Annotated in this window: 18 protein-coding genes and 8 pseudogenes; 9 read left to right on the top strand and 17 right to left on the bottom strand. The window is 62.2% G+C overall.

Annotated features, from left to right (window positions below; all coding sequences use genetic code 11):
* Positions 1-13: 13 nt before the first annotated feature.
* The gene (locus tag G5S42_RS33390; protein WP_176111049.1) at positions 14-1336 is read right to left on the bottom strand and encodes an LLM class flavin-dependent oxidoreductase; all 1323 of its coding nucleotides are present in this window, start codon (positions 1334-1336) and stop codon (positions 14-16) included.
* Positions 1337-1626: 290 nt separating this feature from the next.
* Here G5S42_RS33390 and G5S42_RS33395 point away from each other — a divergent pair, with 290 nt between their 5' ends.
* Together G5S42_RS33395 and groL are read left to right on the top strand one after the other, a co-directional pair.
* Entirely contained in the window at positions 1627-1917 is a 291-nt protein-coding gene (locus G5S42_RS33395) for a co-chaperone GroES (protein ID WP_176111050.1), read from the top strand.
* 13 nt (positions 1918-1930) lie between these two features.
* The gene (gene groL, locus G5S42_RS33400) at positions 1931-3571 is read left to right on the top strand and encodes a chaperonin GroEL (RefSeq protein WP_176111051.1); all 1641 of its coding nucleotides are present in this window, start codon (positions 1931-1933) and stop codon (positions 3569-3571) included.
* Between the two features lie 131 nt (positions 3572-3702).
* Here groL and G5S42_RS33405 read toward each other — a convergent pair whose 3' ends face one another.
* The 7 genes and pseudogenes from G5S42_RS33405 to G5S42_RS33435 form a co-directional block, all read right to left on the bottom strand.
* Positions 3703-5058: an LLM class flavin-dependent oxidoreductase gene (locus tag G5S42_RS33405; RefSeq protein ID WP_176111052.1), complete on the bottom strand. Its 1356-nt coding sequence runs from the start codon at positions 5056-5058 to the stop codon at positions 3703-3705.
* Positions 5059-5100: 42 nt separating this feature from the next.
* Positions 5101-6082, bottom strand: a pseudogene (locus G5S42_RS33410) (LLM class flavin-dependent oxidoreductase).
* A 22-nt stretch (positions 6083-6104) separates the two neighbouring features.
* The gene (locus tag G5S42_RS33415; RefSeq protein ID WP_176111053.1) at positions 6105-6449 is read right to left on the bottom strand and encodes a DUF3088 domain-containing protein; all 345 of its coding nucleotides are present in this window, start codon (positions 6447-6449) and stop codon (positions 6105-6107) included.
* A gap of 106 nt (positions 6450-6555) precedes the next feature.
* Entirely contained in the window at positions 6556-7779 is a 1224-nt protein-coding gene (locus tag G5S42_RS33420; RefSeq protein WP_176111054.1) for an acyl-CoA dehydrogenase family protein, read from the bottom strand.
* 484 nt (positions 7780-8263) lie between these two features.
* The gene (locus G5S42_RS33425) at positions 8264-9958 is read right to left on the bottom strand and encodes a family 2A encapsulin nanocompartment cargo protein cysteine desulfurase (protein WP_176111055.1); all 1695 of its coding nucleotides are present in this window, start codon (positions 9956-9958) and stop codon (positions 8264-8266) included.
* Complete coding sequence (locus G5S42_RS33430; protein WP_176111056.1) at positions 9933-10865, bottom strand: family 2A encapsulin nanocompartment shell protein; 933 nt, start codon at positions 10863-10865, stop codon at positions 9933-9935. Before G5S42_RS33430 ends, G5S42_RS33425 begins: the two co-directional genes overlap by 26 nt.
* Before the next feature lie 187 nt (positions 10866-11052).
* Positions 11053-11229 (bottom strand): annotated as a pseudogene (locus G5S42_RS33435) (helix-turn-helix domain-containing protein); the annotation flags it as partial.
* Between the two features lie 84 nt (positions 11230-11313).
* Here G5S42_RS33435 and G5S42_RS33440 point away from each other — a divergent pair.
* Positions 11314-12125, top strand: a protein-coding gene (locus G5S42_RS33440; protein ID WP_176107597.1) for an IS5 family transposase whose coding sequence is annotated in 2 segments (ribosomal slippage) — positions 11314-11662 and positions 11662-12125 — 813 coding nt in all. Because the reading frame shifts where the segments join, the coding sequence is not laid out codon by codon here.
* Between the two features lie 7 nt (positions 12126-12132).
* Here G5S42_RS33440 and G5S42_RS33445 read toward each other — a convergent pair.
* The 4 genes and pseudogenes from G5S42_RS33445 to G5S42_RS44570 all read right to left on the bottom strand — a co-directional run.
* A pseudogene (locus G5S42_RS33445) lies at positions 12133-12228 on the bottom strand (helix-turn-helix domain-containing protein); the annotation flags it as partial.
* Positions 12225-13175: a serine O-acetyltransferase EpsC gene (gene epsC, locus G5S42_RS33450; protein ID WP_176111057.1), complete on the bottom strand. Its 951-nt coding sequence runs from the start codon at positions 13173-13175 to the stop codon at positions 12225-12227. The gene epsC and the pseudogene G5S42_RS33445, both read right to left, overlap by 4 nt.
* A 98-nt stretch (positions 13176-13273) precedes the next feature.
* Positions 13274-13741 carry a rhodanese-like domain-containing protein gene (locus G5S42_RS33455; RefSeq protein ID WP_176111058.1) on the bottom strand — a complete coding sequence of 156 codons (468 nt, stop codon included), beginning with the start codon at positions 13739-13741 and terminating at the stop codon, positions 13274-13276.
* 289 nt (positions 13742-14030) lie between these two features.
* A pseudogene (locus G5S42_RS44570) lies at positions 14031-14285 on the bottom strand (alkanesulfonate monooxygenase); the annotation flags it as partial.
* Here G5S42_RS44570 and G5S42_RS33465 point away from each other — a divergent pair.
* Together G5S42_RS33465 and G5S42_RS33470 are read left to right on the top strand one after the other, a co-directional pair.
* Positions 14275-15093, top strand: a pseudogene (locus G5S42_RS33465) (IS30 family transposase); the annotation flags it as partial. The pseudogenes G5S42_RS44570 and G5S42_RS33465 overlap by 11 nt on opposite strands.
* Before the next feature lie 445 nt (positions 15094-15538).
* Entirely contained in the window at positions 15539-16921 is a 1383-nt protein-coding gene (locus G5S42_RS33470) for a hypothetical protein (RefSeq protein ID WP_176111059.1), read from the top strand.
* Positions 16922-17077: 156 nt separating this feature from the next.
* On the opposite strand, the gene rpoD is transcribed toward G5S42_RS33470, so the two are convergent.
* A complete protein-coding gene (gene rpoD / locus G5S42_RS33475) occupies positions 17078-19081 on the bottom strand; it encodes an RNA polymerase sigma factor RpoD (protein ID WP_176111060.1) in 2004 nt (667 codons plus the stop codon).
* Positions 19082-20183: 1102 nt separating this feature from the next.
* Between rpoD and G5S42_RS33480 the strand changes: the two genes are divergently transcribed.
* The 3 genes and pseudogenes from G5S42_RS33480 to G5S42_RS33490 form a co-directional block, all read left to right on the top strand.
* Positions 20184-20633 (top strand): antitoxin PaaA2 family protein, encoded by a 450-nt coding sequence (locus G5S42_RS33480; RefSeq protein ID WP_176111061.1) that lies wholly within the window; start codon positions 20184-20186, stop codon positions 20631-20633.
* Positions 20587-20895, top strand: a pseudogene (locus tag G5S42_RS33485) (type II toxin-antitoxin system RelE/ParE family toxin). The gene G5S42_RS33480 and the pseudogene G5S42_RS33485 overlap by 47 nt, the downstream one beginning before the upstream one ends.
* A 29-nt stretch (positions 20896-20924) precedes the next feature.
* Positions 20925-21149 (top strand): annotated as a pseudogene (locus G5S42_RS33490) (substrate-binding domain-containing protein); the annotation flags it as partial.
* A gap of 87 nt (positions 21150-21236) precedes the next feature.
* Here the strand turns inward: G5S42_RS33490 and G5S42_RS44575 are convergent.
* Together G5S42_RS44575 and G5S42_RS33500 are read right to left on the bottom strand one after the other, a co-directional pair.
* Complete coding sequence (locus G5S42_RS44575; RefSeq protein ID WP_246392244.1) at positions 21237-21509, bottom strand: hypothetical protein; 273 nt, start codon at positions 21507-21509, stop codon at positions 21237-21239.
* A gap of 190 nt (positions 21510-21699) precedes the next feature.
* On the bottom strand, positions 21700-22569 hold the full coding sequence (locus G5S42_RS33500; protein ID WP_246392246.1) for an RNA polymerase sigma factor: 870 nt from the start codon (positions 22567-22569) through the stop codon (positions 21700-21702).
* Between the two features lie 186 nt (positions 22570-22755).
* Between G5S42_RS33500 and G5S42_RS33505 the strand changes: the two genes are divergently transcribed.
* Positions 22756-23061: a hypothetical protein gene (locus G5S42_RS33505; protein ID WP_312883671.1), complete on the top strand. Its 306-nt coding sequence runs from the start codon at positions 22756-22758 to the stop codon at positions 23059-23061.
* A gap of 92 nt (positions 23062-23153) precedes the next feature.
* Here the strand turns inward: G5S42_RS33505 and G5S42_RS33510 are convergent.
* Both G5S42_RS33510 and G5S42_RS33515 read right to left on the bottom strand, forming a co-directional pair.
* A pseudogene (locus G5S42_RS33510) lies at positions 23154-23434 on the bottom strand (helix-turn-helix domain-containing protein); the annotation flags it as partial.
* Positions 23435-24469: 1035 nt separating this feature from the next.
* Positions 24470-25531, bottom strand: a complete 1062-nt coding sequence (locus G5S42_RS33515) for an extracellular catalytic domain type 1 short-chain-length polyhydroxyalkanoate depolymerase (protein WP_246392248.1) — start codon at positions 25529-25531, stop codon at positions 24470-24472.
* Positions 25532-25608: the final 77 nt, after the last annotated feature.

A 25608-nucleotide genomic window follows, 5' to 3' on the forward strand; every position in this document is an offset into this window, starting at 1 on the left:
CGCGCGATCCGCCTCACGCGGAGAAGAACCGGTTTTCAGGCCTTGGCAGCCCAAGATTCTCGCGCAGCGTCTTGCCTTCGTACTCGCGCCGGAACAGCCCCCGTCTCTGCAGCTCGGGAATGACTTTGTCGACGAAATCGTCGAGGCCCGCCGGAAGATGCGAGAACATCACATTGAATCCGTCCGAGCCCTCTTCCAGCAGCCACTGCTCCATCTGATCAGCAATCATCCCTGCAGTGCCGACCATCTCCAGCCCGGAGTATCCGCCGACGCGCTGCGCGAGCTGGCGGATCGTCAAGCCATCGCGCTGAGCCCATTCCACCACGCGTTGCCGCGCGGTACGGCTTGCGTTGGTCTCGGGAATGTCCGGGAGTGGGCCGTCCGGATCGAGACCGGACACATCGTGTCCCAACGCGATCGACAATGAAGCGATGCCGCTCTCGTAATGCACGAATGTATCGAGCCGCTCGCGCGTTTCGCGCGCCTCGTCGAGCGTCTCGCCCACCACGACGAAGGCCGCCGGCAGAATCTTCATGTGCTCGCGGGAGCGGCCGAGTTTCTCCATGCGGCTCTTTACGTCGGCGTAGAAACGCTTTCCATCGGCCAGCGTGGTTTGCGCGGTGAACACGACTTCGGCCGTTTCCGCGGCGATCTGCCGTCCCGCTTCAGATGAACCAGCCTGCACGATCACGGGCCATCCCTGAACCGGCCGGGCGATATTCAACGGTCCTCGCACCGAGAAGTTCGCGCTTTTGTAGTTCAGCACATGCAGCTTTTGCGGGTCGAAGAATGTTCCGCTCGCCGTGTCGCGGATAAACGCGTCATCGGCCCAGCTATCCCACAGACCCGTGACCACATCGAAGAATTCGCGGGCGCGCCGGTAGCGCTCGTCGTGTTCGACGTGCTCGTCGAGGCCGAAATTGAGCGCCGCGTCCGGATTCGATGTCGTCACGAGATTCCAGCCAGCGCGGCCGCCGCTGATATGGTCGAGCGACGCGAACCGCCTCGCCACGTGATACGGCGCGTCGAAGGTCGTGGACGCGGTCGCGACGAGACCTAGCCGCTCGGTGAGCGCCGCTAGCGCGGGCAACAGCGTGAGCGGCTCGAACGAGGTCACCGTGTGGCTGTGCCTGAGGGCGTCTAGCGGCATGTTGAGCACCGCGAGGTGGTCGGCCATGAAGAACGCGTCGAAGCGGCCGCGCTCGAGCGTCTGTGCAAAACGTTTGAGATGCCCGAAATTGAAGTTGGCATCGGGATAGGCGCCAGGGTAGCGCCATGCGCCGGTGTGGATTGTCGTGGGGCGCATGAAGGCGCCGAGGCGAAGCTGACGTGACATGAACCGGTCTCCATCGAGAACTGGGTCGCGCCAGTGTAATGCGGCTGCGCTGAGGCTGCCTGGCGACAGCTCGATTTCTAGTTGCAGCCCGACAGCAGCGACGTTCGAAGCCCGCCGTATGCAGGCGCTTGATGCCCGATGCACTGCGTACGACGAATCGATTTCCATCCTCGCGTGCTTTTCATATGCGCAAACATTGTTTGGATTTGTGCCGGCGCCGACTTAACGTCCTGAGTCTGGCGCCGTGGAGCGCAATGCCAATAGCAACCTGTGAGGAAGGAAAACAACAGATGAGCCTACGCCCTTTACATGATCGCGTGATCGTCAAGCGCCTCGATCAGGAGACCCGCACCGCGTCGGGCATCGTGATCCCCGACAGCGCCGCGGAAAAGCCCGACCAGGGCGAGATCCTCGCCGTCGGCCCCGGCCGCCGCGGTAACGACGGCAAGCGCGTCGAACCGGACCTGGCGGTCGGCGATCGCGTGCTGTTCGGCAAGTACGCGGGCCAGGCCGTGAAGGTCGGCGGCAACGAACTGCTGGTGCTGCGCGAGGAAGATATCGTCGCGGTCGTTCAAAACTGAGGAGAAAGCAAACATGGCAGCCAAAGAAGTCGCTTTCAGCGACAACGCACGTACCAAACTGGTTGAAGGCGTCAACCTGCTCGCCAATGCGGTGAAAGTGACGCTTGGGCCGAAGGGCCGCAACGTCGTGCTCGAACGCAGTTTCGGCAGCCCTGTCGTGACGAAGGACGGTGTGTCCGTCGCGAAGGAGATCGAACTGGCCGACAAGCTGCAGAACATCGGCGCGCAGCTCGTCAAGGAAGTGGCGTCGAAGACCAGCGACGCGGCGGGCGACGGCACGACAACCGCGACCGTGCTCGCGCAGGCGATCGTCCGTGAGGGCCAGAAATACGTCGCGGCGGGCCTCAATCCGCTCGATCTGAAGCGCGGTATCGACAAGGCCGTCGTCGCGGCCGTCGAGGAGCTCAGGAAGATCAGCAAGCCCACGACCACCAGCAAGGAAATCGCTCAGGTCGCGACGATCTCCGCGAACGGCGAAGAATCGATCGGCCAGCGCATCGCCGAAGCGATCGACCGGGTCGGCAAGGAAGGCGTGATCACCGTCGAAGACGGCAAGTCGCTCGCAGACGAGCTCGACGTCGTGGAAGGTCTGCAGTTCGACCGTGGGTACCTGTCGCCCTATTTCATCAACGACCAGGACCGGCAGCTCGCCGCACTCGAACAACCCTTCTTGCTGCTACACGACAAGAAGATCTCGAACATCCGCGATCTGCTGCCGATCCTCGAACAGGTCGCAAAGTCCGGCCGGCCGCTGCTGATCATCGCCGAAGACGTCGAAGGCGAAGCGCTCGCGACGCTCGTCGTGAACAATATTCGCGGCATTCTGAAGACGGTCGCGGTCAAGGCGCCCGGCTTCGGCGATCGCCGCAAGGCGCTGCTCGAAGACATCGCGATCCTCACCGGCGGCCAGGTCATCGCAGAAGAAACCGGCTTGACGCTCGAAAAAGCGACCCTCGCCGAACTCGGTCAGGCCAAGCGCATCGAGGTGGGCAAAGAAAACACCACGGTTATCGACGGCGCCGGAGAGAAGGTCAGCATCGAGGCTCGCGTCAAGCAGATTCGCGCGCAGATCGCGGAAGCCACCTCGGACTACGACCGTGAAAAGCTGCAGGAACGCGTCGCCAAGCTCGCGGGCGGTGTCGCCGTGATCAAGGTGGGCGGCGCGACGGAGATCGAGGTGAAGGAGAAGAAAGACCGCGTCGACGATGCGCTGCACGCGACGCGCGCCGCTGTCGAAGAGGGTATCGTTCCGGGCGGCGGTGTCGCGCTGATTCGAGTGAAACAGGCGATCGCCGCGCTGCAGGGTGCGAATGCGGATCAGAACGCCGGTATCAACATCGTGCGTCGCGCGCTCGAAGAACCGTTGCGCCAGATCGTCGCCAATGCGGGCGAGGAAGCGAGCGTGATCGTCGCCAGGGTGGCCGAAGGTAGCGGCAACTATGGCTACAACGCGGCCACGGGCGAATACGGCGACCTCGTCGAAACCGGGGTGGTCGATCCGACCAAAGTCACGCGCACGGCCCTGCAGAATGCCGCCTCCGTGGCGAGCCTGCTGTTGACGACCGACGCCACCGTGCACGAAGCGCCGAAAGATGCGGCACCGGCTGCGTCGCCGGCGGGACCCGGAGCCGGTGGTCCCGGCTTCGACTACTAGTCGAACTGCTCTAGCCTGCTGACGCCGCGAGGCGTCGGCGCAACGCGCCGCGCATCGCGACCGTCGATGCGCGGCGCGTTGTTTTGACGGGCCAAGCAGCAACCGCTTCGTGCGCCCTCCCCGATCGTGATTCAATCCGTCACGGCCTCACACTGGTAGCGCGACACCGGCCGCCGCAGGCCGAGATGCTCGCGCAACGTGCGGCCTTCGTATTCGTGGCGAAACAAACCTCTACGCCGCAATTCCGGCAACACGAGCCGGATGAAGTCGTCGAGGCTGTTGGGAAGCAACGCTGGCATCACGTTGTAGCCGTCGGCGCCGTAGTTGACGAAACGCTCCTCTAGCGCATCGGCGATCTGCTGCGGCGTACCGACCAGTTGCCAGTGCCCGCGTGCGCCAGCCACGCGCAGATAAAGCTCGCGGATCGTCAGGTTCTCGCGCCGCGCCAGTTCGAGGGTCAGCGACTGGCGGCTCTTGCTCGCGTTCGTTTCGGGTAGTTCGGGAATCGGCCCGTCGAGCGGATAGCCCGACAGATCGAAACCGCCGGTCAGCGTCGATACCAGCGAGAGACCGACCGCAGGGTCGATCAGTGCCTGCAGCGCATCGAACTTTTCGCGCGCCTCGCGCTCGGTCTCGCCGACGATTGGCATCACGCCCGGCATGATCTTCAGGTCGTCGGGCTCGCGACCGTATTGCGCGAGGCGGCCCTTGACGTCCGCGTAGAACGCGACCGCATCGTCGAGCGTCTGTTGCGCGGTAAAGATGACTTCCGCGGTGCGCGCCGCGAGCGCCTTTCCCGCTTCCGACGACCCGGCCTGCACGACGACCGGCCGGCCCTGTGGCGAGCGTTCGACGTTCAGCGGTCCTCGCACGTTGAAGAACTCGCCGCGATGATCGAGCACATGGCGTTTCGCCGGTTCGAAGTAGCGGCCCGCGGCCTTGTCGCGCACGAACGCGTCCTCGTCCCAGCTGTCCCACAGGCCGTCGACCACCTCCGCGAATTCGACCGCGCGCTCGTAGCGCCGCGCGTGCGCGAGATGTTCGTCGAAGCCGAAGTTCTTCGCCTCGTGCGCGCTCGACGACGTGACGAGATTCCATCCAGCTCGCCCTGCGCTGATGTGATCGAGCGACGCAAACTTGCGCGCGATGTGATACGGCTCGTTGAAGGTCGTCGAAGCGGTGCCAACCAGGCCGATACGTTCGGTCAACGCGGCCAGTGCCGAAAGCAGCGTGATCGGCTCGAACTGGGCCACATAGCTATGCGCGGTGCGGCTCAGGAAATCGACATTGTCGCCGCGCGTGCCCGAGCCGTCGGCGAGAAAGACCAGATCGAACTTCGCGGCTTCCGCAGCCTGGGCGAGCTGCACGTAGTGGCGGAAGTCGCGGCCGGCATCCGCATGCGCGTCCGCATGACGCCACGCGGCGATGTGATGTCCGGTCGGATAGAGAAAAGCGCCGAGGCGCAGATGTCCTTTACGTTGGCTCATGGTCTGTACAAGTCGTTGATCAGGCGGTGAGGCGGCGCAACTCTATGCGCTGGCGCGCCAGCGTTGCGGATTGTGTGGACGGCTCAGTCCGAGGTGCTCGCGCAGCGTCGTGCCTTCGTATTCGCTGCGGAAAATGCCGCGCTGCTGCAAGATCGGCACGACGCCATCGACGAAATCGCGCAATCCGCCGGGCAGCGCGTCGGGCATCAGGTTGAAACCATCGGCGGCACCGCCCTCGAACCAGCGCTGGATGTCGTCGGCGATCTGCTCGGGCGTGCCGACCATCACCCGGTGGCCGGTGCCGCCCGCCAGCGAGCGGATCAGCTCGCGCACGGTGCGGCCGTGACGGCGCGCCTCGGCGAGCGTCGCGTGAAAGAAGGTGTAGTTGCCGTTGCCGGCGCCGGGCAGCGCGAGATTCGAAGTGACGGCCACGATGCGCGATCGGATGCACTTTCGACACGTCGACGAAGCGGCCACCGGACTTGTTGCCGACGAACGCGTCGTCTTCCCAGCTATCCCACAGCGCCTTCACCACTTCGGTGAATTCGGCGGCCCGCTCGTAACGCTCGGCATGGTTCGGTACCGCGTCGCGGCCGAAGTTGCGCGCCGACGGCAGATCGGCGGTGGTCACGACGTTCCAGCCGGCCCGGCCGTTGCTGACGTGATCGAGCGTCGCACAGCGCCGGGCAATGTTGTACGGCTCGTTGTAGCTGGTCGAGGCGGTGCCGATCACGCCGATGTGAGTCGTCGCCGCGGCGATGCAGGCGAGTAGCACTGTCGGTTCGAGTGCGGTGATCGGGCGGAAGTCGATCTGATCGACGATCGCCGCGTTGTCGGCGAGGAATACCGCGTCGAGCTTGCCCGCCTCGGCGATCCGCGCGACGTGAACGTAGTGGTCCACATCGATGAACGCTCGCGGATCGGCCTCTTCGAGCCGCCACGCCGATGGCACGAAACCCGAGTGCAGGATGTTGACGTTCAGATGCAGACGGCGCGGTGCAGCGCGTGCCGAAAGCTGACTCATAGGCGATTTCCCTCGCTTTGGCTCAGTGGACTTTAGGAAAGCCGTGCCGCTCGGCGAGCAGATCGAGGATGCGGTGCGGATCGGTGATGAAGCGCCGCTCACCGAGCGACTCGACATCGGCAGGCGCGGGCAGCTCGTCGCCAAATACGAGCGTTGGCAGCCCCTGATGCGCTTCATCGAGCGCTTCGATCACGGCCTTGCGTGGCCGCTCGAACGGCACGCGCAGCACGTCGAGCCGCGCGACGCGCGCGGGGTCGCTCGCGAGCAGCCCCTCGATCGGCGCGCCATGCGGACATATGAAACGCTCACCCGGATGGCGGGGATCGGTGAAGCCCGGTTCCAGCAGGATCAGAAGGTCTCGACTCATTTTGTAGGTTTCCTTGCGAATTCGATCGCGAGCTTGTTGGAAGACTGGCGGCGCTATCTCGTCGCCGCAAAGATTGCGGATGGATCTGCCTGCCTCACGGCTCGTGCTAGAAAACACGCCCTTCCGTCAGGTGGGTCGTCACGCCGTTCAATTCATAGTCGCCGATCACGCGCGCCTTGTGCTGCAGCGGGTTGTGATTGAAGATCGTGCGCAGATTGCGCCAGTGCCGGTCGAAGTTGTGTACGCGCGACGTGACCGACGCGCCGCCCGCCTCGAACATCCGTTCGGCCGCGTAGAGCGCGAGCTTGCTGACGACGAGCTGCGTGCGGGCAGTCGCCAGCGAGCTCTCCAGCACGAGCGCGTCGGCGTCGGCGGCGCCCTCGCGGATCGCCCGCGCCGAGCGGTCGAGCACGCGTGCGTTATCGCGCACGAGCGCGTCGATCGTATGGCTGTGCGCTGCCAGGTCGCCGATCACCTGGTGGATGAAGGCATCCTCGTGCGCGGACGGCGCGGGGCTGTGCAGCACGGGACGGCCATGCTGCAATACGTAATGCTTCGCATCGGCGACGACGTTGCGTACGATGCCCGCCGCCACCGCCACCAGATGCAGTTGCCGCAACGCGCCGCCATGACGCCCAACCAGCGCCGTCTGCACACGTGGTGTCACTTCGTCGTCGCGAACCAGTAACTCATCGAATTCGAGGCTGCCGCTCGCCGTCATGCGTTGCCCCATGCCGTCCCAGTCGTCTAGCACGCGCAGGCCTTCGCGCTTCACCGGTACGATCGCGAGCACCGGGTCGCCGTTCTCGTCCTGCAGGTTCAGGCGCGCGAAGTCGGAGAACGCCGTTCCGGTCGCGTAGTACTTACGGCCGCTCAGGCGGTAGTGCGCACCGTCGCGGCGCAGCCGGGTCGTGATTTCGCCGGGGCGCGCGGTGCCCAGTTCCGTCGAGGCGCCGCCGAAAATCGCACCATCGGCGATGCGTTGTATCTGGGTTTCGTTGAATGGTGTGCGTGGCGACAGCATCAATGCTTCGACCTGATCGAAGTGGATGCGTAGCGCGTGTGCGAGATTGCTGTCCGCGGCCGCAAGCGTCGCGATGACCGCGAACTCGTCTTCGAGCGAACCACCGAGGCCACCCCATTCGAACGGCAGGCGCAGGCGTGCGAGACCGGAGCGGCGCAACGATGCGAAACCGTCGAACGGTAATTCGCGCCGCGCTTCCCGCGACGCGGCGTTCTCTCCGATGGTGCTCGCTAGCGCGGGCAGCGACGCGAGCGCGGCGTGAAGTCGCTCGTCAGCAGCGGTGTTCCGTTGATCGGATGCAGGCATTCGTCGTTCCTCATGCTGGACAGGCAGACCGGCAAACGTGTGCCAGACGTCGACGTTCATCGACAGGACAGCGTGCCAGTATAGGGACGCGGGTTGCCGCAGATAACAACCGATTTGCGCTTACGTTATTCGCGTGTCTGCAATGAAAATGCACTGTGCCTTCTGTGTGCGGCGCGCACCACGCGAATCTGCACAAACCCCGTGGGCAACTGAGGATACAGCGATGGCCATGTCTGCCATAACGGCCGCAAGCATGCTGACGCAGGATGCAAGCCGTGCAGGAAAACCGGCGCACTTAAAGAATCAGAAATGCCTGCCCTGCCCGCGTCGCGGGCGGCGGGAAATAAGAGTAGGCCCGACGATCGTCGGGCGAAACGGGGATGAAGTTCGAGACCGCTTCCATGTCGCTTCAGGAGGCGCGAGGCACGACGCCAGTCGGCGCCATGCCTCGCGTAAGAGAACGACTGATGCCGGGCAGAACCGTTCAGGCCCGCCGTGCGGACAGATGGCGAATCACCGACACCATCGCGTCCACTTCATCGCACGTGTTGTAGAACGCCAGCGAAGGACGCACCGTCGCTTCCAGTCCAAAACGACGCAGGATCGGTTGCGCGCAGTGATGTCCCGAGCGCACCGCGATACCTTCTTGCGACAGCGCACGCCCAACCTCTTCGGTTTCATATCCCTTCAGCACGAAAGACAGCACGCTCGCCTTATCGCGCGCGGTACCGACGAGCCGCACCCCCGGGACGGGCGCGAGCGCATGCGTCGCGTACTCCAGCAGATCGTGCTCATAGCGCGCGATATTCTCGATGCCGACGCGCTCAACGTAGTCGAGCGCGGCGCCGAGTCCCACCGCGTCGGCAATATTGCCGGTGCCTGCCTCGAAGCGGTTCGGCGGCGGCTGGAACACCGTGCGCTCGAACGTCACGTCGGCGATCATGTTGCCGCCGCCCTGCCAGGGCGGCATGTCGTCGAGAATCGCGCGCTTGCCGTAGACCACGCCGATGCCCGTCGGACCGAAGATCTTGTGACCCGAGAACACGAAGAAGTCGGCGTCGAGCGCCTGCACGTCGACGCGCATGTGCGAGACCGACTGCGCGCCGTCCACGAGCGCCTTCGCCCCAGCCCGGTGCGCGAGTTCGACGATCTCGCGCACCGGCACCACCGTTCCGAGCGCATTGGATACCTGGGTAACCGAAACGATCTTCGTGCGGTCGTTCAGCAGCTTGCGGTATTCATCGAGCAGCACCTGCCCCGAATCGTCGACGGGAATCACGCGCAGCTTCGCGCCCGTTTGCGCCGCGAGTTGCTGCCACGGCACGATATTGGCGTGATGTTCGAGATGCGACACGACGATCTCATCGCCGGCGCCGACGTTCTGCACGCCCCACGACTTGGCGATCAGATTGATCGCCTCGGTCGTGCCGCGCACGAACACGATCTCGTCCGGCGACGACGCGCCGATGAAGCGCTGCACCGTGCTGCGGGCGTTTTCGTAGGCATCCGTCGCACGGCCCGCGAGCGTATGCGCGGCGCGATGGATGTTCGAGTTTTCGTGCGCGTAGAAATACGCGAGCCGGTCGATCACGGACTGCGGTTTTTGCGTCGTCGCCGCGTTATCGAACCAGATCAGCTGCCTGCCGTTCACGCGCTCCTGAAGAATCGGAAAATCACGGCGAATCGCGTTGACGTCGAACAGCGGGCGGCCTGCCGGTGTGCCTGCCGCGAGCGCGCGTGAATCGGCGTTGCCCTGCGTGCCCTCGACGAAGTACGGCGCGCCGCCACGCGGCAAGCCAAGCGGATCGCCTACCGGCGGGAAGCGATGAATCGACAGCAACTCGCGCAACTCGTCCTCGCCAGGAAGTCCGAATGAACCGGGTGCGGCAGCGCCGCTCGCTGGCAACGCGATCTGCTGATCGGGACGCGACCAGCCATGCGCCGGCGCCTGCATGAAATAGTAGGGCGAGGCCGGGTGCGAATTTGCTGCCTTCGGCGCCCACGCATGACCTGCCGACACATCCGGTGCGGGCGCGCCGCCCGGCAACGCGCTGAAGAACTCGGTCGCGAGGAGTGCGAGCAGCGCCGGATCAGGCAGTCCCGCCGGCAACACGGACGGCGGCACCGCTGACGATGCCCCCGCGCTGAGCGGACTACCGGTAGGTGTCTGGATAGTCATGGTATTTGCCGATCTCTACGTCGTCGAGCACTGCGAGCGCATCGGGTGAATGAACGGCGAGCGAGCAATACAGCGAGATCAGATACGATGCGATCGCCTGGTTGTTGATGCCCATGAAACGCACCGACAGCCCCGGCCCCTGCTCGCCGGCGACGCCCGGCTGATAGAGACCGACCACACCCTGACGCTTGTCGCCGACACGCAGCAGCAAAATCTTCGTCTTGCCATCGGCGACCGGCACCTTGTCCGACGGAATCAGCGGAATGCCGCGCCACGTGATGAACTGCGAGCCGAACAGGCTGACCGTCGGCGGCGGTACGCCACGGCGCGTGCACTCGCGGCCGAACGCCGCGATCGCGAGCGGATGCGTGAGGAAAAACGCCGGCTCCTTCCAGACTCTCGTCAGCAGCTCGTCGAGATCGTCCGGTGTCGGTGCGCCCGTCAGCGGAAATACGCGCTGTTCTTCATCGACGTTCGCAAGCAGACCGTAGTCCGGATTGTTGATGAGCTGGCTTTCCTGTACTTCCTTGATCGTCTCGATCGTCAGACGCAGTTGTTCCTTGATCTGATCATGCGGGCTGCTGTAGAGATCGGAGATCCGCGTGTGCACGTCGAGAACCGTGCTGACCGCATTGAGGAAGTACTCGCGTGGGTTTTCCTCGTAAGGAACGTACGTCGTGGGCAGCGTGCTTTCGTCTTCGCGCGCGGTGCAGGCGGCCTGAACGGCTTCCGGATCCTTCACTCGGTTCAGACGATAGATGCCCGCCTCGACGGGCACCCATTGCAGCAGATGGGTCAGCCAGCGTGGCGTGATGGTGGAAAGCTGCGGGACTGTTTTAGTGGCGTTGGCTAATTGCCGTGCTGCGTTATCGCCGAGCGCGGTCTGGCCGCTCGCTGACGTCGACATACGAAGGCTCCAGGGTCTATAGAAGAAAAACGGGAATGCTTATGACGGCAGGGAATTATCAGGAGACTCAAATACTGGCTCAACATGCTATAGCCATCATCACGCGTGCAACGGGCCCTGCTTCCCGTCGCGACGCGGCTTACCTGTGCCCGTGAAGCACTGCGAATTCAATCCTGGAGCGCAACGATCAGGCGGGAAGCCGGGATGACGCGGCGCCCTGCTCGTACGCGGACGCCTCGGCCGTCGGCGGCGCGCACAGCAGCGTCGCGATCGGCACGTTGAGCGCGCGCGCCAGCTTGTCGGCCGTAACGATCGACGCGATCGCACTACCCCGTTCGATCTCGCCGACATACGACCGGTTTAGAACCCTTAACAAAATGAACGAGGGGGGCTGTTTACTCTCGATGAATCCTGTTAACCTTTTCATTGTTTCGACGACGAAAAGGACATGGCTAAACCTATACTCGACGACGAACTTTGGGCACTGATCGAACCGTTGCTGCCCCCTCCCAAACCAAGGCGAAGCCGTTATCCTGGGCGCAAACCGCTTGATGATCGTGCGCTCCTCATGGGCATCCTGTTCATCCTGCAGACAGGCCTGCGCTGGGACCTGCTGCCACGCGAGATGGGCTGCGGCAGCGGCATGAGTTGCTGGCGCCGTCTGCGGGACTGGCAGGCTGCCGGCGTTTGGGACCGACTGCATGAAGTCCTGCTAGCAAAGCTGCGTGCGGCTGACCAGATTGACTGGTCCCGTGTCATCGTCGATTCCTCCTCGATCCGCGCAGTGGGCGCAGGTCAAAAACGGGACCGAATCCCACGGATCGCGCGCGACCCGGTTCAAAGCACCATCTCATCACCGAGGCGCAGGGCATCCCGCTCGCGGTAATCCTCACAGGCGCCAACCGTAACGACGTTACCCAGCTTCGCCCACTGGTTGACGCCATCGCGCCCATTGCTGGCAAGCGCGGCCGGCCACTTTCGAAGCCCCATATTGTTCAGGGCGACCGAGGCTACGATCACGACAAATACCGACGTCCGCTACACGCAGCCGGCATCGCGACTGAAATCGCCCGACGCGGCGAGCCACATGGCAGCGGACTGGGCAAAACACGCTGGGTTGTCGAGCGCACCATTTCATGGCTCCATAACTTTCGACGACTGCGTATCCGCTTCGAACGTCTTGCCTCCATCCATGAAGCCTTCATGAAAATCGCATGCTGCATCATCTGCTGGCGAAGACTGAAGAACTCATTTTGTTAACGCTTCTTAGCCCCGCAAACTCGGCAAGCTGCTCCTGCGACCACGACAGCGCTTCGCGCAAGGACCGCACCGTCGCCCCGAAGTCGCGCACAAGTGCTGTCATCCCGGTACCTCCGCCGATATCGCGTTGGCGGCCGGCGCCGCCGCTCGCGCCGACTCACTGCGCAGTACCGCCTGGCTGACGTGCGAGCCCGGCGCGACATCGTGCGTGATCCACACGTTGCCGCCGATCGTCGCGCCACGTCCGATCGTCACACGGCCAAGAATCGTCGCGCCCGCGTAGATGACGACGTCGTCCTCGACGATCGGATGGCGCGCAAGCCCCTTTTCGGGGTGACCGTTTTCGTTGAGCGGAAAGCGCTTCGCGCCGAGCGTCACCGCCTGGTACACGCGTACCCGCTCGCCGATCACGGAGGTCTCGCCGATCACGACACCGGTGCCGTGATCGATGAAAAAGCCCGAGCCGATTCGCGCACCTGGATGGATGTCGATACCGGTTTGCGCATGCGCGAGTTCAGCGACGATCCGCGCGAGCAAGGGCAGGCCAAGGCAATAGAGTTCGTGAGCGAGCCGATGATGGATCATCGCGAGCACGCCGGGATAGCACAGCAGCACCTCGTCGACGCTGCCGGCCGCGGGATCGCCGTGGTACGCCGCGATCACATCGCTGTCGAGCAGCGAGCGAATCGCGGGCAGGCGCCGCGAGAATGCGCGGATTGCTTCGATCGCGCGGCCTTCTATCGCCTCGCCATCGATTCTTTCGCGTCGTGCCGCGTATTGCAGTTCGAGCCGCGCCTGCGCCAGAAGACCGTTCAACGCTGCATCGAGCGCGTGCGCGACGTAGAAGTTTTCACTTTCCTGTCGCAGGTCGGGCGGCCCGAGCCGCATTGGAAACAGCGCGCCCTTCAGCGCGTCGATGACGGTTGCGAGTGCGTCGCGCGACGGCAGATCGCGGCCGCCTGGCTCCAGCGCGCGACGCTGCACGTCACGCCATTGTTGCCGGACCGTTTGTAACGATCCGGCGATGTCGTCGATATCGAATGCCGCCACTGCCATGCTCCCTGTGATTGATGACCGGCACGCGGCTCGTCAGGCTGCGCCTCGTCGCGCGAAGCGCGCGCATCCCCGAAGGCGCCAACAAGCCCGCGCTAGTCCTGCACCCACGGCAGATCGTGAAAGCGCCAGCCATTCACTGCGCCGCGATGCTGGCCGTCGTTCAGATCCCCTTCGAAACCTTCCAGCACGTTGAAAACCTGCGTGAAGCCCGCCTTGGCCGCCGCTTCGGCCGCCAGCGCCGAGCGATTGCCGCTGCGGCACAAAAGCAGAACGACCGCGTCCTTGCCAGTTTTCGCTTCGAGCTCGCGCACAAAACGCGGATTGCGCGTGAGACTCGTGCCCGTCGCCCACGGCACGTGCACCGTGCCCGGCACATGGCCGACGAACTTGCGCTCCTCTGCCGTTCGCACATCCACCAGCAGCGCAGCGCCACTGGAAAAAAGCGCCCATGCGTCCTGCGGCGCGACGCCGCCGGCATAAGGGAGCCCTGCCGTTGCCGCCTTTTCGCGTGCCGTCTCGAGCTCTGCGTGGACCGGTCGTTGTTCGAGTACTGCTGTCATGTCGCCTCCTTGGTGATGGAAAGTGCCGCCACAGCGCGGCAAACCGTCTATAGCCATCAGAAGCGATCATGAGCCAGGCGGTAAGGGCAACAGAACCAATCAAATTTCATTTCTAAAGATCGGCAAATGGAATGGAGGTGTCCGAGTCCGGCCGGGGCGGCCGGTCAGCCAGCGCGCTGTTTCGTTCGCAATGTTGCCGGGCGTCGCACCAAATAAATCAGGCAAATACGCCGGCTCTCAAAGCATGTCAACCACGCGCGCGTGCCGGTCGCTCAAGGCCTCTTCGCGGTCACTCGATGAGATGCCCTGGCGACCCGCCTTGCGCACCCAAACCACGCACGTCGAATGGACTGCCGGTATAGGTTCTGCTCGATTCGGTAATCGCGCGCTTGCCCGGTATCAGCGGAAACACCAGTCCCGCGAAGCGCACGGCCTCCTCCAGATACGGGTAGCCAGACAGCACGAACCGGTCGACGCCGATCTCCATGTACTCGCGCAACCGCTCGGCGACGATCTGCGGATCGCCGACCAGCGCAGTCCCCTGGGATCGGGCGCCGCGGCCCAAACTCTGTAAACTGGTTGAACACCGGATGTTGGCACGCATCGTGGCAGACAAACTCCAGCTGGAGTGGTCGCCTCAGCGGAACGCCGGAGGGCTCAGGCGCGCATACCCGGGCAACGAGGATTTCCACGTGTCACACGAGACCATCTATCGCAGTCTCTTCATCCAGGCACGCGGTGCCCTGAAGAAGGAGCTGCTGGAACATTTGCGGCGTACTCGGGCCATGCGCCGTTCGCGCCATCACACGCAGAAGACGGATGATCACGGCAGGATTCGCGACACGGTATCGATCAGCGAACGTCCAGCGACAGTTGAAGACCGCGCGGTACCGGGACACTGGGAAGGTGATCTGCTGTGCGGTAGCGCGAACAGCCAGATTGCGACGCTCGTCGTGCGCCAGACACGCTATGTGATGCTGGTGAAGATAGCCAGTAAGGACAGCGAGACGGTCATCAATGCACTCATCAGGCATGCCGGCAAGTTGCCACAGGAACTCTATAGATCGCTAACATGGGATCGTGGAACGGAGATGGCCAACCACATGCGGTTCACCGTTGCCACAGACATTGCCGTCTACTTCTGCGACCCGCAACATCCCTGGCAGCGTGGTTCGAATGAGAACACCAATGGACTATTGAGGCAGTACTTCCCGAAAGGTACCGATCTGTCAGTGCGTTCACAGGCCAAACTCGACGCCGTGGCAGGACGCCTTAATGAGCGTCCCAGGAAGACCCTGAACTACGAAATGCCAGCCGAACGATTCCAACGGACTATTGCATCCACCGGTTGAATCCGCCCCGAATTGTGTGCGTAGCACGACCGTCAGGTTTTGGAGTAGTGCAGCAAAATCCAACAGAGGGTTTCCTCGGGGCACTGCAGCGCAGCTCGCGGCCGACTGTTCGCGTTCAACCTGACTCACCGTATGCCGCCGCTTTGTCGTACTAGTGAAGCGGCGCCTTCCTGATTGGCTAAACCGACGGGTCTAAAAAGGCCGGAAAACGGACAGAGGCAATGGCAGTATCCTGCTTTGCTCGGTATAACACACAGGGACGAAAAACAATATTGGCGTCGCATGACAAGCCGCGGCCAATGATAGATTCGGGCTCTTCATCATTCGTGCGCCGCGTGGGGGTATTTCTCGCTAGATGGGCAGGCTAACGCATCCGATGTTCGAAGTCTACCCTCGTCTATAATTCACGAGCCAGAACATCAATGATCGCACGGAGCCCTATTTTATGAGTCAACCCCGCGGACGACATGCGGGACCTCGGGACAGCGGCCAGCGCCAACCTCGTCACGTGAAAAAGTCACCGCCCAACAGGCAGGGACAACCGTACGTGAAGGCACCGCCTCGAGACTCCACTCAGACTGCGTCGATTTTCAAAACACGATCATTTCAGTTTCTCGTCGATGCCGTGGGCGCAGAGAATATCGCGCTCGGACTCGACTCGAACATGACGCGAGTGGCCGAACTGATGAAGGGCGAAAGATTCACGCCCGAGACCGCTTTTCATATGGAAACCACGCTTGGGCTTCCGCACGGTTTCTTTGACCAGCCCCATCCTGCGCTCGCGCCCGAAACCATCGCCCGTCTGAAGTCACCGCTCGACTTTGTCAAACCAGACGACGAGCCCGAGGTGGAGTCTGAAACGCCCGTACCGGCTTCCGCCCCGAACGGCGGCCAACAACCCATGCTGGAAGATAACCTGTCCGAGGAAACGGAAATGCCAAAGAAAGCAACGGGCGGGTCGCCGGTGACCGTCAAAAAGAGTCGAAGCCAGATGGCCAGACCGACTGGCACCCATGCACCAGGAAAAGATTCATCTTCGAAATCCAGAGCCTCTTCTGAAGCGACCCGGCAGCACCCGCTGGCGTTAGACGACAGCGCTACGGTCGAAAACATTCGACGGCAGAACCTCCACGTCCTTACGGGTCGCAACGGATCCAAAGCGCGACTTGGTGTAGTCCTATCCATGACCAAGTCAAACATGGCACATCGGCTATATGGCAAGAAGCGCATGGACGATGTCGAGGCGAACCGTTTCACGGAGCGACTTGGTTTGCCGACTGGCTGGTTGGACTCGCCCCGCTCGGAAGCGGAGATTCCCGAGTCGGTGTCACGGCTGCTCACTCCCGCTTCGCGCGGACGTGCGTCCGCGGATCAACACGAGCCGATTGCGGCCACCGCGAACGACGATGCGTCAGGAAGACCCGTAAGTTCGAAGGTGCACACGCGGCGCGCGCGGACGGGCGTCCCGGTTGAGCCAGACAGCGCCTCGCCTGCTTCAGCGGATGCCGGAGAAGCGACAGAGGCAATCGTCGTCAGCCAGCAAGATCACATAAGCGGTGCCTCCGCCGAGGCCGCCGGTCGTTCCTCTGAAGGCAGTGATGGCAAGCTGCCGGTGGTCACACCGCCCACCGCTCAATTGCTTCCAGCCGCTGCAATCCCGCAGCAAAACCCCGTGTCGCTCCCCGCTTCCGTCACCAGCCTGGACAACCTTGTCGGTATCGCGCCAATCGCGGAAGCGTTGATCAAGACGCTGGCAGGTAAGGCACGCACGGGCCGATTGGACGAATTGAAGGCTCTGGAACTTCTGCAGCAGGCAGTCCTGCTGTGAGTCGGCGGTAGCGTACGACGATCCGCTGTCCGATGAGGCGTGAAGCGCATTGAGCCGTCCGGGCCCGGTGCGCTCCACAACGGCCTATGCGCTCGACGATCGGGAGCGCCTGCCGTCCCTGAAACAGCGCAACCCGCTTATGCACGAGTCTACGCGTTAATGGTCGAGAAATGGCCGAAGCCTGGCGGCGCGACTCGGGTGCATCAGTTTTCGCATTGCCTTGCTTTCGATCTGCCGGATGCGTTCGCGCGTCAGGTCGAACTGTTTGCCCAGTTCCTCGAGCGTATAGTCAGTCGATGTATCGATCCCGAAACGCATCCGCAACACCTTCGCTTCACGCGGCGACAATGCATCGAGCGCCTCATCGATTGCGACGCGCAGGTTCGCCTGCACGGCCGCATCTGCGGGCGATGCCGCCATCGGATCTTCGATCATATCGCCAAGTGTCGCGTCGGCATCCTCACCCACTGGCGTCTCGAGCGATACGGGTTGCCTCGCGACCTTCAACATGCCGCGAACCTTCTGTTCCGGCAGTTCCATGCGCTGCGCCAACGCGGCAGGATGAGCCTCGCGTCCGGTCTGCTGCAGGATCTCGCGGGAAATCCGGTTCAGCTTGTTGATCGACTCGATCATGTGCACCGGCACCCGGATCGTGCGGGCCTGATCCGCAAGTGAACGCGTCACTGCCTGCCGCACCCACCATGTTGCGTAGGTTGAAAACTTCCAGCCGCGTCGATATTCGAATTTGTCGACGGCTTTCATCAGGCCGATATTTCCTTCCTGGATGAGATCCAGAAAGTGCATGCCCCGGTTCACGTATTTTTTCGCAATGGAGATCACGAGCCGCAGGTTGGCCTCGACCATCTCGCGCTTTGCCTGCCGCATCTTTGACTCAGCCGCCATCATCTGCCGGTTGATTTTCTTCAGCTGCTGCAACGACAGTCCGACCTTCGCTTCGATATCGAGAAGCTTCTGCTGTTCGGCCTGAATTGCCGGCAGACTACGTTCGAGCGCGTCGCCGTACGCGCGCGACGACGCCGCCGTGTTTTCAGTCCACGTGAGATCAGTTTCTTGTCCAGGAAACGACGCGACGAATTTCTCGCGCGGCATGCCGCACCGGTCAACGGCAATTTGCAGGATATGCCGCTCGACCGCACGCACCTGTGCGACCTGCTGTTGCACGTCGGTACATAGCCGGTCGATGGTTCGCGCCGTAAAGCGAATGGGCGCCAGCTCGCGCTGGATAGCTTCGCACAGGTGAGCGTGGGTCACGCGCCCCTTACCCTGCGCAGCACAGGAACCAGAAATCTGCTCGAACAGTTCGCGCACTCGTGCAAATATAGCGAGGCTGTCGCTCGTGAGCTGTTTCAGACGCGCTTCGTGCGCCCTCGCCGTGTCCCGCTCTTCGAACTCACTGTCCTCATCGCCCTCGTCGCTCCCGGCGTCGTCACCATCAGCGATGGCCTGCTCGATGTCCGGCGTTTCAGCCTGGTCCGACGAGGACAGTTCGACCGATTCGGTTTTCTCATTGATGCCATCAACCAGTTCGTCGATGCTCAGTTCGCCGGCTTCAACCTGCTTCGCGCTCAGAAGGATCGTGGAGATGGTCGCCGGGCAGGCCGCAATCGCCTGGACCATTTCGTGGAGGCCGTCTTCAATGCGCTTCGCAATCTCAACCTCGCCCGCGCGAGTCAATAATCCGGTCGCGCCCATTTCACGCATGTACATCCGGACGGGATCGGTCGTGCGCCCGAATTCCGAATCAACGGTAGAAAGCGCGACCTCGGCCTCCTCGTCGGCCTGGTCATCCGACATGGCTGCCGGCGCCGCGTCGTTCAAAAGCAGCGCCTCCGCTGAAGGTGCCTGCTCGTAGACTGCTACGCCCATGTCATTGAAGGTGCTGACAATGGTTTCAATGGCAGCGGTCTGCGCGAAGTTGTCCGGCAGATGATCGTTGATTTCGGCATGGGTCAGGTAGCCGCGCTCCTTGCCGAGCTGGATGAGTGCCCGCATCTGGCGCTGCTGCTCATCGTCCCGCGACACTGTTTCCACCGGCAGCAGGGTTGCGGCGGCCTTGCCCCTCGATGCGCGCTGGGCCGATGCGGTCGGCGCGGATGTAGCTATGTCCGGACGTGAGTTGCTCCGATCAACCTTTGCCATACATTCTCCTGGACGGGTTTGCCCAACGATCGCGAGGCCACGGGCCGCCGACGCCACAGCGGGCAAACCATGCACATTCCAGGGCTATGGGCGGCACAACGGTGATCGCAACGGGCAATGAACGCGGCCCGCAGATACGAGCGGGCGCTTGGGAAGCGCAAGACTTGGCGCAATGACACTCAGGCTGACAATGTAACACAAATTGCTGCAACGCACCAATTCACGAAGGGAAACGAAGCCTCCATGTCACGTGAAAATTGCCAGCGGTATCCTCGCCGAGGCGACGCCGGTGACGCTGCGGGTCGGTATTCCCACGAAGCGCGAAAGGACAGTGGCTCATGAGCACGAAGGCAACGACTGGCAGTGAGATCTTGAAGCCACGATGGGACGATGATGCTAATTGCATTGGCAGCGGTAACTTGCGCTTGCGCACGCGGTGGGCATAGACGCAAATCCACTCCGCGAACCCGGATTGCATCGCCCCCTCGAAGGAATTGGCCGCTTGGCGCTTGTGTACCGTTATCTGCGTTGTCCGCTTTTAACGTACAGCCTCCAATAAACGTACGCGCTAACGCCTTCCTTTGGAGGAAACTTTCTCTCAGCTTCCAGTCGCAGGACCCGTGGGCAGCGTACTGGTCCACTCGACAATCGTTGGCAGCAGCGATAAAGCGCCTACCCGGATGCTAGGTTTATGCGGCGCGCAGCCGGGCGTGTGACGAGATCGCCCCGACTCGCGTAAACAAGCGGCAAGCATGGTCTGGACAATTCTTACGTCCTGCATTGTCGTTGCCGAGTGCTGGGATCGAGGCATCGAACCGGCAACACGAGAGGAGGCGCAGGCCCTGGCATTAACGGCGGAGTCGGCTTTCGCGTATCTCTGTTGCACCTTTCCAAGTTGGGACCCTGTCTTCAGCGACAGGAATGGGCCGTGAGCATTTCCGGCGCGAGCGCTACTTCTTTTCACGCATTGGCGTCAACCCATTCCCGAGCCCATGAAATGCCGGCGGCCGTCGCCTCTGCTTCCGGACGAGCTCTTGTGCGCGGTGGGCGCCCTCTGCGGCCCGCTCGAATGTCCTGAGCCGCCCGACGCCAGGAGAAAACCTTGGACGTATCTCAGGCTACGGCTGCCGCTCTCGCGGGTGGCGTCCTATCTGCCATTCTGAAGGCCCAAGGCGGCTCCTTCTACGTCGAACTCGAAAACCGCGCCGCTGGTACAGCCGTGCTCGTCACGTCGAACAATCGCCGGCCACGCGCGTTTCGCAACCCGGTCAAGGCACTTGAGGTGATTCGCGAACTCGGCCTGCAGACGGGAAAATTTTCGCTCGAGGCCTGGCGGCCGGATGAAGTTGAAATCGACCGACACAGCCGGCCCGACCGCGCCGAGGCGATGAAGGCTACGCACGCGAGCGCCGCGGCCTACGATAAGTGGGTGAGCCAGCAGGTACAGGATGCCATCGACGACCCGCGTCCGACGATCGCGCACGACGACGTAATGAACGAAGCCGATGCACGCATTGAGGCAATGCGGAAGGGCAAGCGTGCGAAGGCTTGAATGGAAGGTACAGGCAGAAAACAACCTCTTTGACATACTCGACTACATTTGACGGGACAATCCCGATGCCGCGCTCGGGCTGGTGGAAAAGATCCGCACCAAGGTTGACGGCCTTCGACAGCGCCCAACGCTGTATCGTGCCGGGCGCGTTCGAGGCACCCGCGAAATGATCATTCACCGCAACTACATTGTGTTCTATCGCGCCAGCGATGAAGTGGTGACGATCCTGCGCGTAAAACACGCCCGTCAGCAGTGGCCTTAATCATGCCGGTGACCGCAAGCCGCTTTCGCGGCATCCTTTCCGTCACCGGCTTCGACGATCTCGCGATCGCACGCGAAGCGCGCCCGCCCCTTACGACGATGTACGTGGACACACGCGAGATCGGCACGGTGGCCGCGAGGCATCTGCTCGATGCGCTAGACGGCCACGCGACGCGGCAAGGATATACGGTGCCAGCCGTGCTGAAAGTACGCGGGTCAACAGGGCCGTGTCACGATTCGGCTGGCAAAGGATGATGATTTTCGTGTGCGCTTGCGGGTGGCAAGGATGCAGTTCAGTGCTTGACCGAACGGCATTACCGGCGAAGCAGGGTTTTTACTGCTTTACGCCGAGGTCGCGCCAAAGCTGAAACCGATACCTTCATTCGCAGGTGCTTCAACCAGCGTCTTACTGGCATGGTCCACCTTATATCGCTTTTCTCTTTGAAGCTCGTCGAGCTGGATAGGAATTACATCGATATGCTGATGATCGATCTTGCTGTGATCGTGAGCACGCTGACGCACCTTTTTCACGTCGGTGGCGCCGTGGTGAACGCTGATAATCCTGCCAGAGCGGGTATCGTAGGTCAGCTGACCAACGCCGAGCCTCGACAGCACCTGCTCCAGATCGGTGTCTTCGAACGCGTCGCGATAACTCTTTTCGGCAATCGCCTCCCCTGGCGCCGGAACGAGTTCGGCAAATTGAAGAAAGAATGTATCTCAGCGGGATCTCCTGCTCAGAATGCGGCACTCACCGGACAGTCGTACCTATCGCAACAGTGTTAGCGCCGCCGCCTCGCCTTGCCGATCACAGTCGCTGCACCGTGAGACTTTCCATCACGTAAGGCGCGAACCGGAAGTCGCGGATCGCGATGATACGGTCGTCGTCGGTCCAATCCAGCAGGATGACATATGCCACGCCCGCGTCGGCCACTACCGGATCGGTAGCCAGCAGCACCGGGCGATGCTCGGCCCAGCCCAATGACAGCGAACAGCCGATCGACTCCGCATACCGCGTGAAGTAGACCGAGACGTCTTTACGGCCCGCCAGACGCGCTCGACTCACGAGGTCGAGACGGACTTCTTCGGCGAGCAGATCGCGTAACGCGTCGAAGTCGCGAGCGTTGAAACGCTCGGCGTAAGCGCGCAGCCGCTCGAGGTCGGCTTCGGCGAGGCGCGGTAGCGCGGCGTCGGATACGCCGACCAGTTCCCTGAGCCGACCGCGCCCCCGGTGCAGCGCGGCCTTGACTGATGGAACGCTGACACTCAGGATCGCTGCCGTTTCCGTTAGCGAATAGCCAAGTACATCCGCAAGGACCACGCAAGAGCGCTGAACGACGGACAGATGCAGAAACATCGCGAGACTCGCGGTCGCCGCCACTCTCGCATCGGCCTGGGCGCCGTGGTCCGTCAGATTCGCCAGCGCCTCGTCGGACTCCTGGTGGCCTTGTCGCTTGCGGCGGCGCAGTGCATCCAGCGCCGCGTGATGAGCAATGGCCAGCAACCAGCTTTCCGGGTGCAAAATCTCGCCGGCTGCCGAACAGGCCGCGACCGCATTGGACAGCGTCTCCTGAACGACGTCTTCTCCATCGAAAGCCGAGCCCATCATGCGCGTGCAATACCGATGCAGACGCGGGCGCATCGCCGCCATCAGTTGAGTGAGTTCATTCGCATCCAAAGCCGAATCCTCCGGTTGATCCCGCACCCCGATATCGAATAGACGTTCCCGCTCACCCAAAGGATGCGGTCCGGAAAAATTTTTTTTGCGCGCATCCTTTAGCTTGTCGCCGTCGTCTTTACGGTTATCGGACCACACCGGCGCCGATAACCGTGAAAGGAAGAAATCATGCAACGACTGACACTGGTGCGCTACACCATCAAACCCGAACAAACCGCGGAAAACGAAGCGCTGTCGCGGGCTGTGTTCGATAGCCTCCGGAATACGGCGCCCGAACACACCGCCTATGCGCTGTTCAGAAACGGCCGTGAATTCATTCACCTCTTCGTGAATCTCGCCGCTGACGATTCGGCAGCCGTCACCGAGCTTCCTGCCTTCAAGGCATACCAGAAAGGTCTCACGGAACGCCTGGAAGCGCCCGTCGAAGTCTTGCGATTGGGCGTCGACTTACTGGACTCGTACGGTTTGCCAGACGATTCGGCGGCACGTTGAATCGGAGGATGCGCTTCGGATATTGCGGCGCTGGTCAACATCACTGGCGCCGCCGACGTACACCAGGCCCGAGGCGTCGCAACGGGGTGGTTTGCCCGATAGCCTGGAGATCCGCTATTTCGCCGGATTTCCCTGCTGATGGTTGACGGTGCCCGTCCAAGCCTGCTGGCCACCGAACGGGTCGAGTCCCGACTACCAGTGAGCGTGAAATCTCCTCGCGCTCGGCCAACGTCAACGCCAGTCTGGAACGACGTCGTAGTGCCGGCCGTATTCCACCTGTCTGCGCCAGGATTCCCTGCACCGACGAGTGATTCCGATCGAACAGTTGCGCAATATGCTGAAGCGACTCGCCTTTCTGTCAGAGCTCCCACATTAACGCTTTCTGGCTTTCGCTATAAAAGGTCCGGGCTGTACTTCATCTGCAACTCTCCCGCTGCTTACGCAACTTCGATTGTGTTGCGTCGACCGGTTGAATCCGCATTAGTGAACGGCCATTTCCAGTTGAACATGCTCGCCACACCCCTCGGCCCGGATAGTCACGCTGCGCGGTCCGACCACGCCGAAGATGTCGGTTTGCCTGTCACAGCCTGTTGCTGTCGAATCCTGTTAGCGGCGACTGGTTGACATTGACCAACAACTGCTCAGTAACTGAGCCGGCCGTACGGCAAGAGCAGTTTGGCGGTCAGGGATACTCTGTCTAGAATATCTGGGAGCCGACGCTGCGAACTTTCGCGCGACGTGAAGTTGAAGAAGGGGGCGCCATGAAGGCGGCAATTACTGGCTTCGTTGCCCAATTTGCCCTGTGTGAACTGTGGCAGTGTTCGCCGTCAGTGTGTGAAGGTCTCGCGCCCGGCGCTAGTCATCTTTCAGGAAGGCCTCATAGTGGTAAACGCAGAGACCATTGTAATCTTCATCCCCTGGGTCCGAGATCCGTTGTAGACCACCATAACGGACGTTGATTCTCTCTCCTTTCCGTAAGCAATGGCCTGATCGATACGCTCCTGCGAGAAACCCTGCGTGGCAGGAGCAGCATGTGTCCATTCAGCGCCGGGGGAAAGGAGACTGCTCGGCAGACTCGCCCGGCGTCGACAACGATAGCGGCTGCGACGCGCATCCGACGAACGTTAATGCAAGCCCAACTGCAACAGTCAGACCGAACAGGAAGCCCTCGTGCCTGATTCGCAGCCTGCGCCTTCGGCATGGAATGATGCGCAGCCTTGTCCGATGACGCGGTCGCCAAGTTTGTTGCTGCCTGGCGCGCGAGGGCTTGCGTGCGTATCGCGGGGTTCTTCGTCCTGACGATGACACGCTGACCGTCTTGCTGATGGTCCTGACGCGCGCAACTTGTGGGTTGCCGCTGCCTTCACACATTAACAGCCAGCGCCATCACTCGGCCCGCGTCATCGCGTTATCGCCGCAGCGGATGCTCAAGAAAAAATCGCAGCATTTCCGCACTCGCATCTGGCCCCATGGGATCGGTGTAGCTGCCCCGCGCATTTCCGCCTGCCCACGCGTGTGGTGCCCCGTGAATAGTCCACAGTTCGGCGTCCATGCCGTTCGTGGAGACCAGATGGGAGACGGTACACGCACGTCGACCTGCAACTGTCCGACGCGGTTCGCGGCCGTCATGCAGTCGCGCGTCGAAACCCTGAACGAGCCGCATGGCATTCCGCATGTGAACCGTGGCGTCCGCGTCGCCGTGAAAGACGATGACCGGCCGCTTCGGTAATGAGGCGGTACCGTCCATGGCGTCTCGTGCGTGTCTGGGAGGCCTGCCGCCTTTCATGGCCGCGAGCGCGGAGGGAAGATCGTGTGCGCATCCTGCTGGAAGACCAGAATGCACACCTGCGGCCGCGTACAGCTCTGGATACGCGCCAATCATGATCGCCGCCATTGCTCCCCCCGCGGACAGACCCGCGACGTACACGCGCGCGGGATCGACGCTGTGGGCTCCAATAATTTCGCGTGTTATGCCTGCGATCAACGACGGTTCACCGCGTCCGCAACGCTGATCATCGGGTTTGAACCAGTTCCAGCACTTCGACGGATTTGCCTGCTGCGGCTGCTCGGGATAGGCGACGAGAAATCGATGCTGCTCAGCCAACGAATTCATCTGCGTGCCCGCCGCGAAATCATCGGCGTTCTGTGTGCAGCCATGCAGCATCACGATCAATGGCAGCGGCTCGCTGTGATTGCCTGCCGGCACATACAGTCTATATTGCCGGCGGCCCACGGCATTCGAATACATATGCGTGCTGAAATGTCCCCGGTTCTCGACGTCAACGCGGACTTCTCGCGGTTTGAGCGTTTCGGCGTTCCTTTTCGCCGGCGCCTCGAATACAACGGTAGCGGCTTCCGGGGTCACCTCGCGTGGCACCGCCCCGTTCACGACACCTCCGGTCTCCCCGCGCAGGGCACGTTGTATCGCCTGCGTAGCTTCGGCGGGGCCGCGGGTGCGCAGCAAAGTCATTGCTTCGCGCATGGAGTTCAGAAAACCTTGTTCGAGTTTCCTAGTGTTGGTCCGTTAAGGATTGAGCGTCGGACGCG

The sequence above is a fragment of the Paraburkholderia youngii genome, assembly GCF_013366925.1.
Taxonomy (GTDB): Bacteria; Pseudomonadota; Gammaproteobacteria; order Burkholderiales; family Burkholderiaceae; genus Paraburkholderia; species Paraburkholderia youngii.